The organism is Pseudomonas sp. Rh2, from assembly GCF_040762985.1.
Taxonomy (GTDB): domain Bacteria; phylum Pseudomonadota; class Gammaproteobacteria; order Pseudomonadales; family Pseudomonadaceae; genus Aquipseudomonas; species Aquipseudomonas taiwanensis.
The window spans coordinates 1,937,673-1,951,931 of the sequence record NZ_CP142890.1; the positions used below are offsets into that span (position 1 = coordinate 1,937,673).

13 protein-coding genes are annotated in these 14,259 nt (G+C 61.7%); 8 read left to right on the forward strand and 5 right to left on the reverse strand.

All coding sequences use genetic code 11. The annotated features are described in order from the left end of the window. Positions 1–3 precede the first annotated feature (3 nt). The 3 genes from rfbA to VXM67_RS08770 all read left to right on the forward strand — a co-directional run bounded on the left by rfbA (position 4) and on the right by VXM67_RS08770 (position 1,997). Positions 4–885, forward strand: coding sequence for a glucose-1-phosphate thymidylyltransferase RfbA (rfbA, locus tag VXM67_RS08760; RefSeq protein ID WP_367237618.1), 882 nt, complete (start codon positions 4–6; stop codon positions 883–885). Next, positions 885–1,433 (forward strand): dTDP-4-dehydrorhamnose 3,5-epimerase, encoded by a 549-nt coding sequence (gene rfbC, locus VXM67_RS08765; RefSeq protein ID WP_027907237.1) that lies wholly within the window; start codon positions 885–887, stop codon positions 1,431–1,433. Before rfbA ends, rfbC begins: the two co-directional genes overlap by 1 nt. Before the next feature lie 231 nt (positions 1,434–1,664). Next, entirely contained in the window at positions 1,665–1,997 is a 333-nt protein-coding gene (locus VXM67_RS08770) for a helix-hairpin-helix domain-containing protein (protein ID WP_186598682.1), read from the forward strand. Positions 1,998–2,142: 145 nt separating this feature from the next. Here VXM67_RS08770 and VXM67_RS08775 read toward each other — a convergent pair whose 3' ends face one another. After that, the gene (locus VXM67_RS08775; RefSeq protein WP_010952850.1) at positions 2,143–2,310 is read right to left on the reverse strand and encodes a DUF2897 family protein; all 168 of its coding nucleotides are present in this window, start codon (positions 2,308–2,310) and stop codon (positions 2,143–2,145) included. A 183-nt stretch (positions 2,311–2,493) separates the two neighbouring features. On the opposite strand from VXM67_RS08775, the gene pyrF reads away from it, so the two are divergent. Further along, positions 2,494–3,195, forward strand: a complete 702-nt coding sequence (gene pyrF / locus VXM67_RS08780) for an orotidine-5'-phosphate decarboxylase (RefSeq protein WP_023379299.1) — start codon at positions 2,494–2,496, stop codon at positions 3,193–3,195. 83 nt (positions 3,196–3,278) lie between these two features. Next, positions 3,279–4,475 carry an O-antigen ligase gene (locus VXM67_RS08785; protein ID WP_104882835.1) on the forward strand — a complete coding sequence of 399 codons (1,197 nt, stop codon included), beginning with the start codon at positions 3,279–3,281 and terminating at the stop codon, positions 4,473–4,475. Here the strand turns inward: VXM67_RS08785 and VXM67_RS08790 are convergent. Both VXM67_RS08790 and VXM67_RS08795 read right to left on the reverse strand, forming a co-directional pair. Further along, positions 4,472–5,362, reverse strand: coding sequence for a glycosyltransferase (locus VXM67_RS08790; RefSeq protein ID WP_367237619.1), 891 nt, complete (start codon positions 5,360–5,362; stop codon positions 4,472–4,474). The genes VXM67_RS08785 and VXM67_RS08790 overlap by 4 nt on opposite strands. A 298-nt stretch (positions 5,363–5,660) precedes the next feature. After that, positions 5,661–6,662 (reverse strand): NADP-dependent oxidoreductase, encoded by a 1,002-nt coding sequence (locus tag VXM67_RS08795; protein WP_367237620.1) that lies wholly within the window; start codon positions 6,660–6,662, stop codon positions 5,661–5,663. Between the two features lie 243 nt (positions 6,663–6,905). Between VXM67_RS08795 and VXM67_RS08800 the strand changes: the two genes are divergently transcribed. After that, complete coding sequence (locus VXM67_RS08800; RefSeq protein ID WP_202675965.1) at positions 6,906–7,667, forward strand: SDR family oxidoreductase; 762 nt, start codon at positions 6,906–6,908, stop codon at positions 7,665–7,667. Here the strand turns inward: VXM67_RS08800 and VXM67_RS08805 are convergent. Beyond that, positions 7,664–8,830, reverse strand: a complete 1,167-nt coding sequence (locus VXM67_RS08805) for an MFS transporter (RefSeq protein WP_023379310.1) — start codon at positions 8,828–8,830, stop codon at positions 7,664–7,666. The genes VXM67_RS08800 and VXM67_RS08805 overlap by 4 nt on opposite strands. Before the next feature lie 413 nt (positions 8,831–9,243). Here VXM67_RS08805 and VXM67_RS08810 point away from each other — a divergent pair, with 413 nt between their 5' ends. Both VXM67_RS08810 and VXM67_RS08815 read left to right on the forward strand, forming a co-directional pair. Further along, complete coding sequence (locus VXM67_RS08810) at positions 9,244–10,641, forward strand: PLP-dependent aminotransferase family protein (RefSeq protein ID WP_023379312.1); 1,398 nt, start codon at positions 9,244–9,246, stop codon at positions 10,639–10,641. A 117-nt stretch (positions 10,642–10,758) separates the two neighbouring features. Next, positions 10,759–12,699 (forward strand): methyl-accepting chemotaxis protein, encoded by a 1,941-nt coding sequence (locus tag VXM67_RS08815; RefSeq protein ID WP_027907243.1) that lies wholly within the window; start codon positions 10,759–10,761, stop codon positions 12,697–12,699. 314 nt (positions 12,700–13,013) lie between these two features. On the opposite strand, the gene VXM67_RS08820 is transcribed toward VXM67_RS08815, so the two are convergent. After that, positions 13,014–14,210, reverse strand: a complete 1,197-nt coding sequence (locus VXM67_RS08820) for a benzoate/H(+) symporter BenE family transporter (RefSeq protein WP_027907244.1) — start codon at positions 14,208–14,210, stop codon at positions 13,014–13,016. Positions 14,211–14,259: the final 49 nt, after the last annotated feature.

Sequence of the window (14,259 nt, forward strand, 5' to 3'; positions counted from 1 at the left end):
CCTATGGCACGCAAAGGACTCATTCTGGCGGGTGGCTCGGGCACTCGCCTGCACCCCGCGACACTGTCGGTATCCAAGCAGTTGTTGCCTGTGTACGACAAGCCGATGATCTATTACCCGCTGAGCACGCTGTTGCTGGCGGGCATTCGTGACATCCTGATCATTTCAACACCGCAGGACACTCCGCGCTTTGAGCAGTTGCTCGGCGATGGTAGTAAGTGGGGTATCAACCTCACTTACGCCGTGCAGCCTAGTCCAGATGGTTTGGCACAGGCCTTCACCATTGGGGCTGACTTCATCGGCAACGCTTCGTCGGCTCTCGTACTAGGCGACAACATTTTCTACGGCCATGACTTCCAGTCGCTGTTACTCAGTGCCGATAAGCAAGAGAGCGGCGCATCGGTCTTTGCGTATCACGTTCAGGATCCCGAACGTTACGGTGTCGCGGAGTTCGACGAAACAGGGCGCGTATTGTCGATTGAAGAGAAGCCGAAAGTCCCGAAATCCAACTACGCCGTAACCGGGCTCTATTTCTACGATAACCAGGTGGTAGACCTGGCCAAGCAACTGAAACCGTCTGCACGGGGTGAGCTTGAGATCACGGACCTGAACAACCTGTACCTGCAACAGCAGCAACTGCAAGTCGAGATCATGGGCCGTGGTTATGCCTGGCTGGATACCGGTACCCACGACAGCCTGCTAGACGCGAGCCAATTCATCGCCACCATGGAGCGCCGCCAAGGCCTCAAGGTGGCCTGCCCGGAAGAAATTTGCTACCGCGCTGGATGGATCGACGCCGAACAGCTGACGCGCCTGGCACAGCCGCTGCTGAAGAACGGCTACGGGAAGTACTTGCAAAACCTGCTTGAAGTGAAGGTATTTTGATGCACGCTATTCCAATGGCCATCCCTGAAGTCATCCTGTTCACTCCCAAGGTATTCGGCGATGAGCGTGGCTTTTTCTACGAGAGTTTCAATGCTCGAGTGTTCAACGAAGTCACTGGCCTGCAGCCGGACTTCGTTCAAGACAACCATTCCCGCTCTGTGAAGGGCGTGCTGCGCGGCTTGCATTATCAGTTGCCGCCTCACGCCCAGGGTAAGCTGGTTCGTGTGGTTCAGGGCGAGGTGTTCGATGTGGCGGTGGATATCCGTCGCGGTTCGCCCACCTTCGGCAAGTGGGTAGGTGCCGTGCTGTCATCGCAGAATCATCACCAGCTGTGGATTCCCCCTGGGTTTGCCCATGGTTTCGTGACCTTGAGCGAGACCGCTGAGTTTGTTTACAAGACCACGGACTTCTATTCGGCCAAGAGCGAACGTTGCATTGCCTGGGATGACCCTCAGATCGCTATCGAATGGCCGATTGACTTTGCACCTACGTTGTCTGCCAAGGACCAAGTAGGTAAGGCACTGGAAGACGCTGACGTGTTTGAGTGAATCAGCACTTCGGGAGTCGCCGTGTTTGCCTGCCAGGTGTGCTCAATCTTACTGCCAGGAAGGCGTTGTACCCGCTTGATGTAGGAAGTTGTACCGCAACAAGTTGTGACGTCTAATCCAGTCACAAATCCCACTGCAATCAAGCTGGTGGTATTGCGCGTGAGTCGCTAGGTTGAAGGGGCAGCGATGGAAACAGCTGCACACCCAATCAACTCAAAGGAGTGACTACTCATGCGCAATACCGTCCTCAATTACCTGCTGCTGCCGTTGTTCGCCGGCCTGTCCTTTTCGTTGAGCGCTGCACCGGCTGAAATCGGTGCCATGAAAGAGCCTGTGCCGCTGGTAAGCCAGATGGAGGCGCCAGCCGGGCGGCTGGACTTGAACAAGGCCGATGCGGCCACCTTGCAGAAAGCACTCAATGGTATCGGCAAGGCCAAGGCTGACGCCATTGTGGCCTATCGGGAGGCTAATGGGCCTTTCACGTCGGTGGATGAGTTGCTGGAAATCAAAGGGATTGGCAATGCGTTGCTCGAGAGGAACCGGGGCAAGTTAATGGTCGAGTAAGCCTGGAGGTAGCGCCGAACGATTGTTGGCGCTGTTCTCTCAGGGCGTGCTCTGCCGGTAATAGGGCCGTTTTGCAGCCCTGTTACCGGCAAGCCGGCGATAGGGCCTCCAGATAAGCGCCGTTTGCAGCCCGGTCGTGCATCTTTCACCTATCCTGCGCATCCTTGGCATCTGCTTCAGCGTTGCGCTCATGCACTTTCCTAAGCTGCTCCTCCGTCAAAGGCAGCTTCTTCGCCGTATCTCGCAGCAACATCAGCCCACCGACAATCGAGCCGAGGGCTATGATGAGTATCAGCCAGGCATACCAGGGCATCTGTTGTTCTCCTGTTATCATCAATGCAATCGCTTGTACAAATTTTGAGCGATTGCTGTCTCCGTTGGTTCAATTATAGGAGCCGGTCCCCGTTGGGCCAATTCTGCTGCCCCATGGCCACCCAAGCCTGTGCCACATCGTTTACAATGCGCGCCGTTTTCGAATTGCCAAGAGACCCAGACCATGTCCGCCTGCCAGACGCCCCTGATCGTTGCCCTGGATTTCCCGACCCGCGAGGCCGCCCTGAAGCTGGCTGACCAGCTTGACCCCGCCCTGTGCCGGGTAAAGGTTGGCAAGGAACTGTTCACCAGCAGTGCCTCGGGCATCGTCGAGACCCTCTGCGCCAAGGGTTTCGAAGTGTTCCTCGACCTCAAGTTCCATGACATCCCCAACACCACGGCCATGGCAGTGAAGGCGGCAGCCGAGATGGGTGTGTGGATGGTCAACGTTCATTGCTCTGGTGGCCTGCGCATGATGTCGGCTTGCCGTGAAGAGCTGGCCAAGCGCAGCGGGCCGCAGCCTCTGCTGATTGGCGTGACCGTGCTCACCAGCATGGAGCGTGAAGACTTGGCAGGCATCGGTCTGGATGTCGACCCGCAAGTGCAGGTTCTGCGCCTGGCCGCTCTGGCAGAGAAGGCCGGTATGGACGGTTTGGTGTGCTCGGCACTTGAGGCTCCGGCGCTGAAGGCGGCACATCCTTCGTTGCAACTGGTCACTCCAGGCATTCGCCCGGCGGGCAGTGCCCAGGACGACCAGCGTCGCATTCTGACCCCGCGCCAGGCACTGGATGCGGGGTCGGACTACCTCGTGATTGGACGCCCGATCAGCCAGGCAGCAGACCCGGCCAAAGCCTTGGCTGCGGTCGTGGCAGAGATTCGCGGCTGAGCCAAACGCAATCACTGAAGTTCAGAAACCGAAATCGTATAGGACATACGATTTCGATGTCCTAGTTTGTCAGAGAACGCTAAATGTCAGTTGATGTTGCAGTTGAATCGCCAGTTCAGCGCTTGGGTAGCCTGATCAATAGCTACGTTTTGCCGGTAGGGTGGGTGGTCATCCTCACAGGGATGTTCTGGGCTTGGGACCGTGCTGCGTTCCATAAACTGTTTTATATCTTTCTGGCGGTTCCCACGCTGCTGATGCTGGTCAAGCAGCGGGATCTGTTCAGGCCTATGGTCATGAACCCGTTGTTTCTGGCTTTCCTGGCGTTCAGTGCGTACACACTGTTGACCATTGCCTGGTCAGACACTGAAAACTCTACAGGCAGTCTGGTCAAGCGGCCCCTGTACATTGCCATGCTGCTGTTTGCTGCGGGTATCATCAGCCTGCGTTCCCCTACGCAACTGGACCAGTGCACACGGTTCGCGGCGATCTTTGCTGCGATGGCAGCGGGTTTGTCGCTGGCTTACTACCTGTACAGCACTCCAGTGCTAGCCGGTCGGCGGTTGAATGGATACGGTGCGCTCTACAATCCTCTGCTCACCGCTCACGTATTTGGGGCATTCGCGGCCTACTGGTTGGCGTCCTGGTTCCAAGCGCGCAGCCCGTTCAGCCCGCTGCCATTGCTCTCTCTCGCAGTACTGGGGCTGGCAGTGCTGGCAACGGGTTCGCGTACACCATTGGTTGGCTTGGCTGCCGCTTTAGGCTGGCTTCTGATAGTAGGAGATCGTCGACGTGGTCTGCTGGCCATTGCGGCGGTCGCAATCGCAGCCATCTGCGTGGTACTGGCTTACCCTGAGGCTGTTATCCAGCGTGGTATGTCATACCGTCCGGCTATTTGGATGGAAGCCCTGCGTCAGATCGGTGAGCATCCCTGGCTTGGCCATGGTTTCGACGCTCCGATGACGGTGATCATTCCCGGCTTGACCAAAACCTTGGCCGACCCGCATAACATCGAATTGGGTGTGTTGTACGCGGGTGGCATCGTAGGGCTAGTGCTGTGGATGACGCTTTACGGATTGGCGATGCACTTCAGCTGGCTTTATCGCAAGCACCCCGGCGTTACAATTGCAGCCACTTGGCTGATCTTCGGCTTCGCCTCGGGCCTGACAGAAGGCAGCGCTTTCATGTCACGCCCTAAGGAGCATTGGTTCCTGATCTGGATCCCCATGGCGCTCGTCTATGGCCAATCGCTGATCCACTGGAAGCGCGGTCGGTCTGCTTAAGAACAGACCAGTCGCCACATGCCGCGCAAGGTCTTCCGGTTCCAGTACCTGACCGGGATTTCCGAAAGGATTTCCCGGCTCAGCGCCTTGTCTCGGTTGGCGTACTTCAACACCATCGAGTTACGGAAGTTCATGCACACCTGCTCATACTGTGGGTGGTCCTGGAACACCGCGTAGGTTTGCAAGACATTGTCGACCATGAAGCGGCCGTTCTTGAAGGTATTGCTCGGGTGGTCGCGGTATTGCGCCAGCACCTCGCCCAGCACATCGATGTAGTAGCCGGCACGGGTAATCGCCAACTCGATGTACACATCCTCCAACCGAATGCTGTCATGGAAGCCACCCACCTTTTCCAGTGCTTCACGGCGTAGCATCAGAGTTGCCGCCATGGGGCCTGGCTTGCGGTCCAGGAACAGGTCGTCGAAGTCCAGGCGGCGGAAAGGCAGGTTACGGTTGCGCTGCTCACGCGGGCCCATAACGTTGCCGTCCTGGTCGATGGTTTCGATGTTGGCCGAGCAGATCCCCACTTCAGGCTTGCCGTTGATGTATTGCACTTGGGTGGCTATACGGTGGGGCAGCATGATGTCGTCGGAGCCGAAGGGGACGATCAGGTCGCCCTTGGCGCGTGCGATCGCGTCGTTGAGTGTGCGCGCCAGGCCTTTGTTGGCTTGGAAGCGCAGATCGAACCCGTGCTTTTCCTGCAAGCGCTTGAGTACTTCCGGGCTATCGTCCTTGGAACCGTCGTCAATTACCAGGAGCTCGATATTTTCATAGGTCTGGTTGATGACGCTGTTAATGCTTGCTTCGATGTAACGCGCGTGGTTGTACGACGCGATGATCACCGTTACCAACGGTGTGTCAGTAACGCCGTGACTTTCAAAACGCATGTGAAACCCCTAGCTTTAATCCATTTCGTGTGTAGCTTCTGTGCAGGTAGATTTGCTTGCTGCTCTGAAGTGATAGCAATTCAGTATCTTTGGCAAGCTTTGCGCATTCTAATGGAAGGGAGGGCTCAGGGATACGTTAGCCATGTTGCAGGCTGATTCGGCGGGTGAGCCACCCAACGGGTGGATCAGTCTTCGATGCGATCGATGAGCATAGCATCATCAGGTCGATGTGCGGCGCGACGATGGAAAAGGCCCATACCCATGGGTGTACAGGCCTTTGGGGACTGTCAAATCTGGCTCAAACCTTCAACACCAACTTCCCAAAATTCTCCCCACTGAACAGCTTCAACAACGTCTCCGGAAACGTCTCCAACCCTTCCACCACATCCTCTTTGCTCTTCACCTGCCCGCTGGCCAGCCACCCGGCAATCTCCTGAGCGGCCTTGCCATACTCCTTGGCATGGTCCATCACCACGAAGCCTTCCATGCGCGCCCGGTTCACCAGTAGCGCCAGGTAGTTGGCCGGCCCTTTGACCGCTTCCTTGTTGTTGTACTGGCTGATGGCGCCACAAATGACGATGCGTGCCTTGAAGTTGATGCGGGTCAGCACGGCATCGAGGATCTCGCCGCCAACGTTGTCGAAGTACACGTCCACGCCTTTCGGGCACTCACGCTTGAGGCCGGCGAGCACGTCTTCGGCCTTGTAGTCGATCACGCCATCAAAGCCCAGTTCGTCCTTCAGGTACTGGCACTTCTGTGCGCCGCCGGCAATACCGACCACACGGCAACCTTTGATCTTGGCGATCTGCCCGACGAGGCTGCCCACCGCGCCCGCAGCGCCAGAGATCACCACCGTCTCCCCAGCCTTGGGTTGACCGACGTCGAGCAGGGCGAAGTAGGCGGTCATGCCGGTCATGCCCAGTGCAGAAAGGTAACGGGGCAGGGGGGCGAGGCGTGGGTCGATCTTGTGCAGGCCCTGGGGCTCGCCGGTGAAATAGTCCTGTACGCCGAGGGCACCGCTGACGTGGTCGCCCGGCTTGTAGTCGGGGTGGCGGGAGCTGATCACTTCGCCCACGCCCAAGGCCCGCATCACCTCGCCCAGGCCAACGGGCGGGATGTAGGACTTGCCTTCGTTCATCCAGCCGCGCATGGCCGGGTCCAGCGATAGGTAGAGGTTGCGCACCAGAACCTGGCCGTCGCCCGGCTCGGCGGCAGGCACCGCCTCGAAGGTGAAGTCGTCGCGGCGCACGGCACCGACCGGGCGTTTGGCAAGCAGGAAGCGGCGATTGGTGTGGGTCATGACAGGTCCTTTAGGCAGGTGGATGGCTCAATTTACCTTGCTGATGCAGGTGGGTCAGTAACATCACTGACAAGCATGTTAGCCCAACTGCTGCCTTGATGATGCTGCCCAGCCTAAAGGCGGTCTGACTAGACTCTGCTCGATATCCGAGGAGCCTTCATCGCCGGCCAGCCGGCTCCTGCAACGGCCTCGGAACCCTGTAGGCGCCGGTGAGGCCGGAGCATCCAACCCAAGGAGCGAGCTATGAGCATGACCTTTTCCGGCCAGGTAGCCCTGGTCACCGGCGGCGCGGCGGGCATTGGCCGGGCGACGGCGCTGGCCTTCGCCCGGGAAGGCCTCAAGGTGGTGGTGGCCGACCTGGACGAGGCGGGTGGCGAGGTGACCGCCATGCGGATTCGCGAGGCGGGTGGCGAAGCATTGTTCGTGGCCTGTGACGTGACCCAGGACGCGCAGGTGCGCCACCTGCATGCAAGGACCATCGAGGCCTTCGGGCGACTGGACTACGCCTACAACAATGCCGGCATCGAGATCGAGCAGGGGCGCCTGGCCGAGGGTAGCGAGGCAGAGTTCGACGCCATCATGGGCGTCAACGTCAAGGGTGTCTGGCTGTGCATGAAGTACCAACTGCCGCTGCTGCTGGCCCAGGGCGGCGGGGCGATCGTCAACACGGCGTCGGTGGCGGGCTTGGGGGCAGCGCCGAAGATGAGCATTTACAGCGCATCCAAGCATGCGGTGATCGGCCTGACCAAGTCGGCGGCCATCGAGTATGCGAAGAAGGGCATTCGGGTGAATGCGGTGTGCCCCGCCGTGATCGACACCGATATGTTCCGCCGCGCCTACGAGGCCGACCCGCGCAAGGCGGAGTTTGCAGCGGCGATGCACCCGGTTGGGCGCATCGGCAAGGTAGAGGAAATCGCCAGTGCGGTGTTGTACCTGTGCAGTGATGGCGCGGCGTTTACCACTGGGCACTGCCTGACGGTCGACGGCGGCGCGACGGCCATCTAGGACGACGCCTGGGCTGCCAGCTGTGCCGGGCGTGCGCCGCGTACCAGAGCCACGGCCACACTTGCGCAGCCCAGTAGCAATGCCAGCCCGAACACCACCAGTGCCAGCCGCGGCCCGAGCCGGTCGCTCAGCAACCCGGTGAAGATCACCGGCAGGCTGAAGCCGAAGTAGGCCAGCAGAAAGAACCCGGCGCTGGCGCGGGTCTTTTCTGTGCCGGCCAGGTGGTTCACTGCCGCTAATCCACCCAGGTAGATGAACCCGTAACACGCACTGCTGGCGGCGACTGCACCCAACAGCACTGCCGCCAACTGCCCGTGGTCGGCTCCCCAGGCCAGCAAGGCGTAGCTGCACGGTAAAATCGCAAGTCCCAGCAGAGTCGCTTTGCTGCTGGCCATGCGGCGTGCCATGGGCTGGAACGCCAACCCGCAAGTGATCACGCAAAACGTCGAGACCCCCGACCATTCACTCAGGCCGTGCTGGCGCAAAATGCCTGGCAACAGCGCAATCACCAGCCCCGAGCAGGCCCAGGCCAGCAGAATCGCAAAGCCATAGGCAACGCTGCCTCGGGGGTAGAAGGGCAGGCGCAGCATGGCGCCGCGTTGCGCCTGGCGTGGGTCGGGCAGGCGCCACACCAGCAGCACGGCCAAGGCCGCAAGTAGCAGTTGCAAGTGGAAACTGCCGGGTGTGAGGCTGGCTTCGTGCAACAGGAACAGGCTGGTCAGCGCCGCCCCCAGGCCAAAGCCCAGGGAGGTGCTGGCGGTCACCCAGGTGGCGGCGCGTGCGCTGTGGTCGGCGCCCATCAGTTCGCCCATGTAGGCGGTCGCCGTGGCGGTGGCGAGGCCAGTGCCAAGGCCCAGGCACAGGCGCGCCAAGGCGAGGGTGTGCAAGCCGGGGGCCAGCAGCATGAGTGAGGTCGCGATCATCGACAGCAACAGCGCGGCAATGATCAGTGGTCGTCGCCCGATGCGGTCGGCGAGGCCGCCCAGGGCCAGCAGCACGGGAATGACGCCCACCACGTAGGCGGAGAACGCCACGGCAGTGGCGGCGGCGCCTTGGCCGGAGAGGTCGGCGTAGGCGATGTACAGTGGGGCTGGCAGGTTCACCGCAAGGGTGATCAGGCACAGGGCGAAGGCCAGCAGGGCGGGGGTGGGGTGCGGGGGCATGGTGTTCAGGTCCTGAGTTTATTGGGTTTGCCACAACTTTTTTGGGTGCCTAGCAGATCGAGCGCCGCCCGCGCGGCGCATCGCGAGCAAGGCTCGCTCCTACGTTTGTTTCGGGCCAGTTATGCCTGTGGGATATGCGCGCGACCGCTTTGGCGCATCGTTCGATATCGAGTCGTACCAACAAGGCGGTCGCGCGCGCCTGTCACAGGCGTTATTGGCCCGAAACAAACGTAGGAGCGAGCCTTGCTCGCGATGCGCCGCGCGGCGCTCGATTTTCGTGGCACCTCAAAGCTCAAGTCAGGCCTCTTCTCCAGAATTCCGGTTAGGGTGTCAGTGCGCCCATGCCCCTCACAAGACACACCCCGCATCGATTTATGCTTAACTGTTCGCCAAAAAACAGCGAACACTTGCCCATGCACATCCCCCTGGACCGCGACAGCGCCACCCCTCTGGTGCAGCAACTCACCCAGCACCTCCAAACCTGGATCACCCAGCAGCGCCTGCGCCCAGGCGCGCGCCTGCCGTCGATCCGCACCCTGGCCCGCGACCAGTGCGTCAGCGCGTCCTGCGTGATCGAGGCGTACGACCGCCTGGTCGCCAGCGGCTGGCTGGAGGCGCGCCACGGTACTGGCTTCTTCGTCGCCGAGCGCAAGCCGGGCCTGGCTCTGGACGATGAGCCGACCTGGGGCGAGGCGGGAGATGGCAGCTGGCGCCAGTTTCGCGAAGGCCACGAAGAACTGCTGAAACTGGGATGCGGCTGGTTACCTATCGCCTGGCGCGCGCACGAGGAGCTGGCCCAGGCCATCCGCCAGGTCAGCCGTGGCAACCCGCAGGACCTGTTCGACTATTGCCCGCCGCTGGGGCTGGCCAGTCTGCGCCAGCAACTGCACAAGCGTCTGGCGCGCCTGGACATTGCCGCCGGGCCTGAGCGCATCCTCACCACCCAAGGCGCCAGCCATGCCCTCGACCTGCTGGTGCGCACCTTGCTGCGCCCCGGCGATACGGTGCTGGTGGAAAACCCTGGCTACTACAACCTCTACAACCTGCTGCGCCAGCACCAGGTGCGTATGTTGCCGGTGCCGCGTACCGTTGAAGGCCCTTGCCTGGCCACCCTCGAGCAGATGCTGGCTGAACACCGTCCGCGTTGCCTGTTCGTCAACAGCCTGTACCACAACCCCACCGGCACCAGCCTCACCCCCAAGGTCGCCTACCGTTTGCTGGAGCTGGCCCGCGAGCATGACCTGCGTATCGTCGAAGACGATATCTACGCCGATTTTCAGGAGGGGCCGGCCACGCGGCTGGCGACCCTCGACAGCGAACAGCGGGTCATCTACCTGGCCAGTTTCTCCAAGACCCTGAGCAGTTCGTTGCGGGTGGGCTACCTGGTGGCCGATGCGCCGCTGTTGGCGCGCCTGGCCGAGCTGAAGATGGTGACTGGCATCGGTAACTCGCGCTTTGCCGAGCAGGTGGTCGGGCAGATGCTTGCCAATGGCAGCTATCGCAAGAGCACCCAGCGCCTGCGGCTGCGCCTGGGGCAGCATATGGCCAGGCTGCAGGGGCAATTGGAGCAGTTCGGTTGGGAGGTGATGTGCGAACCCTATGGCGGCATGTTCGTCTGGGCGCGGGTGCCGGGGCTGGGCTATGCCCGACTGGAGCAGCTGGCGCTGGAGCATGCTGTGCTACTCACCCCAGGCAGCGCATTCGACTACCAGGGGGCGCCCAGTGAATGGCTGCGGATCAATGTCGCTTACGGGCAGGACTCTCGCGCCCAGGCCTTCTTCCAGCACGCAGGACGACCTTCAGCACGCTGAAAACGACACGTTCATAGCTATTTGACACTATTCTGACGTCAAGCCCTTGTGAGCAGGCCAGCGGCATTGCCACTCTTGGCTTTCGGCAAAACCTGACAGGGTGAGGGGAGATCGGCAATGGGCGCGACCAGGCACGGTATTCTGGCCAATCTGGGCATGGCCCGCAAAATGGGCCTTGGTTTTGCCTTGGTGCTGTCGTTGACAGTCGCGGTGGCGGGCATCGGTGTCGTGGCGTTGCACGGTGTCGGCCAACGGTTCGATGGCCTGCGCCAACTGGCCCAGTTCAACACCGATTTATTGCGCTTGCGCCAGCATGAACAAGCTTTTGCGCTGCGCTCCGATATCAAGGAGGCCGAAGCCTTGCGTGCAGGCCTGAAGGACCTCACCGAGCGTGCGCGCAGTTTGCCGGCATTGAGCGGTGCACCCGCTGAGCTCGACGCCTACGGCCAGTCCTTCGAGGCTTTCGTCGAAGTGGTGCAGGCCAAGGAGCTTGCGTTGGACATGGCCAGTTGGGCGGTGTCCAGCGTGGCCAACAACCTCGACGTGCTGCAGTCAGGCCTGGCCGACGATGGTACCTATACCCTGAAGCAATCCCAGGGCCAGCAGGGCGGCGAATTCCTTGAGCAGGCGACCCAGGTGGCGCAGGTGTCGCGATTGATGCTGCAGGCCATGGACGAAGCCCGGGTGCGCCTGGATAAAAGCCGCAAGGGCGAGGAGCAAGGCAGCCAGGAGCGTATCGCCCAGACCGTCGAGGCTGCCAGCTTGGTCGATCAGCTCAAGGGTACCATTAGCGATGCCGGCTATCAGAGCGTGCTGGGTGAAGTGGCCGGGCACATCGGCAGTTTCTCCGACAAGCTCAACGAATACACCGACCTGCTGGGCAAGGAGCAGGGCATCAAGGCCCAGTTGCAGGCGCGCGCGGCCCATGTCACTGACTTGGTCGACCAGGCCTACGTAGGCCAGGAAAAGGCCATGCAGGGTGAACTCTCCCGAAACGCCCTGGCCATCGCCCTGGCCACAGGCCTGGCCTTGCTGGTCGGGATAGTGGCAGGCTGGCTGATTACCCGTGCCGTGGTCGGCCCGCTCAAGCGCGTGATTGGCCGCGCCCAGCGCATCGCCGCGGGCGAGCTGAGCCTGGAGGAGGAAGCACCTCGTCGTGATGAGGTGGGGCAACTGATGCAGGCCATGCAGCAGATGGCTGCCGGTTTGTCAGGCGTGGTCAGCGGCCTGCAGCAGGGGATCGAGCAATTGGCCGGCAGCGCCCAGGCGTTGTCGGCGGTCACCGAGCAGACCAACCGCGAGGTGGGTAGCCAGAAAGAAGAAACCGAGCAGGTGGCCACTGCCATGCAGCAGATGACCGCCACCGTGCACGATGTGGCGCGCAACGCCGAAGAGGCGGCTCAGGCGGCGCAGTCGGCCGACGACAAGGTTGGCTCCGGGCAGCAGGTGGTGCGCCAGAGCATGCAGCGTATCGAGCAGTTGGCCGCTGCGGCGGAGACCGCCAGCGCCGGTATCGACAGCCTCAGCGCAGAGATCCACACCATCGGTGATGTGCTGGCGGTGATCAAGAGCGTGGCCGAGCAGACCAACCTGCTGGCGCTCAATGCCGCCATCGAGGCGGCGCGGGCAGGGGAGCAGGGGCGTGGCTTCGCGGTGGTGGCCGACGAAGTGCGGGCCTTGGCCCGGCGTACCCGGCAATCCACCGATGAGATCGAACGCCTTGTCGCCAGCCTGCGCGGCAATGCCCAGCAATCGGTCGAGCAGATCCGTGGCAGTACCGAGCTGGTGCGCCTGGCGGTGGCCGATGCACTGCAGACCGAAAGCGCCTTGGGCAGCATTGCGGTGGCGGTGTCATTGATCCAGCAGATGAATCAGCAGATTGCCGCGGCGGCCGAGGAGCAGAGTTCGGTGGCCGAGGAGATCAGCCGCAGCGTCACGCAGATTCGTGGGAGTGCCGATCAGGCGGCATTGGCCATGCAGGACAATGCCCGGTCCAGTATCGAGTTGGCGCAGTTGGGCAGTGACCTGAAGGGGATGGTGGGGCATTTCAGGTTGTAGGGGATGGGGGGGGGTGGGATTGGCGGGGTTGGCGGGGTTGGCGCGGTTGGCGGAAGATTTTTGGTGTTTTTGAGATCGAGCGCCGCCCGCGCGGCGCATCGCGAGCAAGGCTCGCTCCTACGTCTGTTTCGGGCCGGTAACGTCAGTGACAGGCGCGCGCGACCGCCTTGTTTGTACGACCCCAATATTGCGCCGTGCACCAAAGCGTTCGCGCCCAAATCTCACAGGCATAACTGGCCCGAAACAGACGTAGGAGCGAGCCTTGCTCGCGATGCGCCGCGCGGGCGGCGCTCGATCTCAACCGCGACCAATCCCTACCGCCGTACCTCCCGCGGATTCAGGATCATCAACGTAATCACCCCCGCCACGATCCCCCAGAACGCCGAACCGATCGAGAACAACGTCAGCCCCGACGCGGTCACCATGAAGGTGATCAACGCCGCCTCACGCTCCCGCGCCTCGCTCATGGCCACGTTCAACCCGTTCATGATCGAGCCGAACAACGCCAAGGCCGCAATCGACAACACCAGCTCTTTCGGCAACGCCGCGAACAGCGCCGCCAGGGTCGCGCCGAACACCCCCGCAATCCCGTAGAAAATCCCGCACCATACAGCTGCGGTGTAGCGCTTGCTGGGGTCTTCATGGGCATGCGGCCCGGTGCAGATAGCGGCGCTGATCGCCGCCAGGTTCACCCCGTGGGAACCAAACGGCGCCAGCAGCAACGAGGCGAAGCCGGTGGCCGAGATCAACGGCGAGGCCGGCACCTGGTAGCCATCGGCACGCAGTACCGCCACGCCAGGCATGTTCTGCGACGTCATCGCCACCACGAACAGCGGGATACCGATGCTGATGGTCGCCGCCAGCGAGAAGCTCGGGGTGGTCCACACCGGTATGGCGACCTCCAGCGTGAAGCCGCTGAAGTCCAGCAAGCCCAGGGCCCCGGACAACGCTGTGCCCACCAGTAATGCCGCCAGCACGCAGTAACGCGGCGACAGACGCTTGACCAGCAGATAACTGAAGAACATCCCCAGCACCAGCAGGGTGCGATGTTGGGCTGCGACGAAAATTTCACTGCCGATCTTGAACAGAATGCCCGCCAGCAGGGCCGAGGCCAGGGACGCCGGGATGCGTTTGACCAGGCGCTCGAAGCTGCCGGTCAGGCCGCAGACCAGCACCAGCACCGCGCAAGTGATGTAGGCGCCGATGGCTTCGCTGTAGCTCACCCCGCCAAGGCTGGTGATCAGCAGCGCCGCGCCTGGCGTGGACCAGGCCACGGTAATGGGCGTGCGGTAACGCAGCGATAGGCCGATGCTGCAGATCGCCATGCCGATCGACAGCGCCCAGATCCACGACGAGATCTGCGCGCTGGTCAGTCCGGCTGCCTGGCCGGCCTGGAACATCAGCACCAGCGAGCTGGTATAGCCGGTGAGCATGGCGATGAAGCCGGCGACCACCGCCGAAGGGGAGCTGTCTGCCAGGGGCCGCAGGCGTGCGGATGTGGCGTGGGGCATGGGTAAGTCCTTGTACGTGGATTAGCCGTTTTTTGCAGACTAACGCGAG

What these genes read in the sequence shown, in the direction of transcription:
- VXM67_RS08785 (WP_104882835.1), top strand. Translation starts at nt 3,279, where the DNA reads ATGTCAGTTGATGTTGCAGTTGAATCGCCAGTTCAGCGCTTGGGTAGC.
- VXM67_RS08770 (WP_186598682.1), top strand. Translation starts at nt 1,665, where the DNA reads ATGCGCAATACCGTCCTCAATTACCTGCTGCTGCCGTTGTTCGCCGGC.
- VXM67_RS08810 (WP_023379312.1), top strand. Translation starts at nt 9,244, where the DNA reads ATGCACATCCCCCTGGACCGCGACAGCGCCACCCCTCTGGTGCAGCAA.
- VXM67_RS08815 (WP_027907243.1), top strand. Translation starts at nt 10,759, where the DNA reads ATGGGCGCGACCAGGCACGGTATTCTGGCCAATCTGGGCATGGCCCGC.
- VXM67_RS08800 (WP_202675965.1), top strand. Translation starts at nt 6,906, where the DNA reads ATGAGCATGACCTTTTCCGGCCAGGTAGCCCTGGTCACCGGCGGCGCG.
- VXM67_RS08775 (WP_010952850.1), bottom strand. Translation starts at nt 2,310, where the DNA reads ATGCCCTGGTATGCCTGGCTGATACTCATCATAGCCCTCGGCTCGATT.
- rfbA (WP_367237618.1), top strand. Translation starts at nt 4, where the DNA reads ATGGCACGCAAAGGACTCATTCTGGCGGGTGGCTCGGGCACTCGCCTG.
- VXM67_RS08790 (WP_367237619.1), bottom strand. Translation starts at nt 5,362, where the DNA reads ATGCGTTTTGAAAGTCACGGCGTTACTGACACACCGTTGGTAACGGTG.
- VXM67_RS08795 (WP_367237620.1), bottom strand. Translation starts at nt 6,662, where the DNA reads ATGACCCACACCAATCGCCGCTTCCTGCTTGCCAAACGCCCGGTCGGT.
- VXM67_RS08820 (WP_027907244.1), bottom strand. Translation starts at nt 14,210, where the DNA reads ATGCCCCACGCCACATCCGCACGCCTGCGGCCCCTGGCAGACAGCTCC.
- rfbC (WP_027907237.1), top strand. Translation starts at nt 885, where the DNA reads ATGCACGCTATTCCAATGGCCATCCCTGAAGTCATCCTGTTCACTCCC.
- pyrF (WP_023379299.1), top strand. Translation starts at nt 2,494, where the DNA reads ATGTCCGCCTGCCAGACGCCCCTGATCGTTGCCCTGGATTTCCCGACC.
- VXM67_RS08805 (WP_023379310.1), bottom strand. Translation starts at nt 8,830, where the DNA reads ATGCCCCCGCACCCCACCCCCGCCCTGCTGGCCTTCGCCCTGTGCCTG.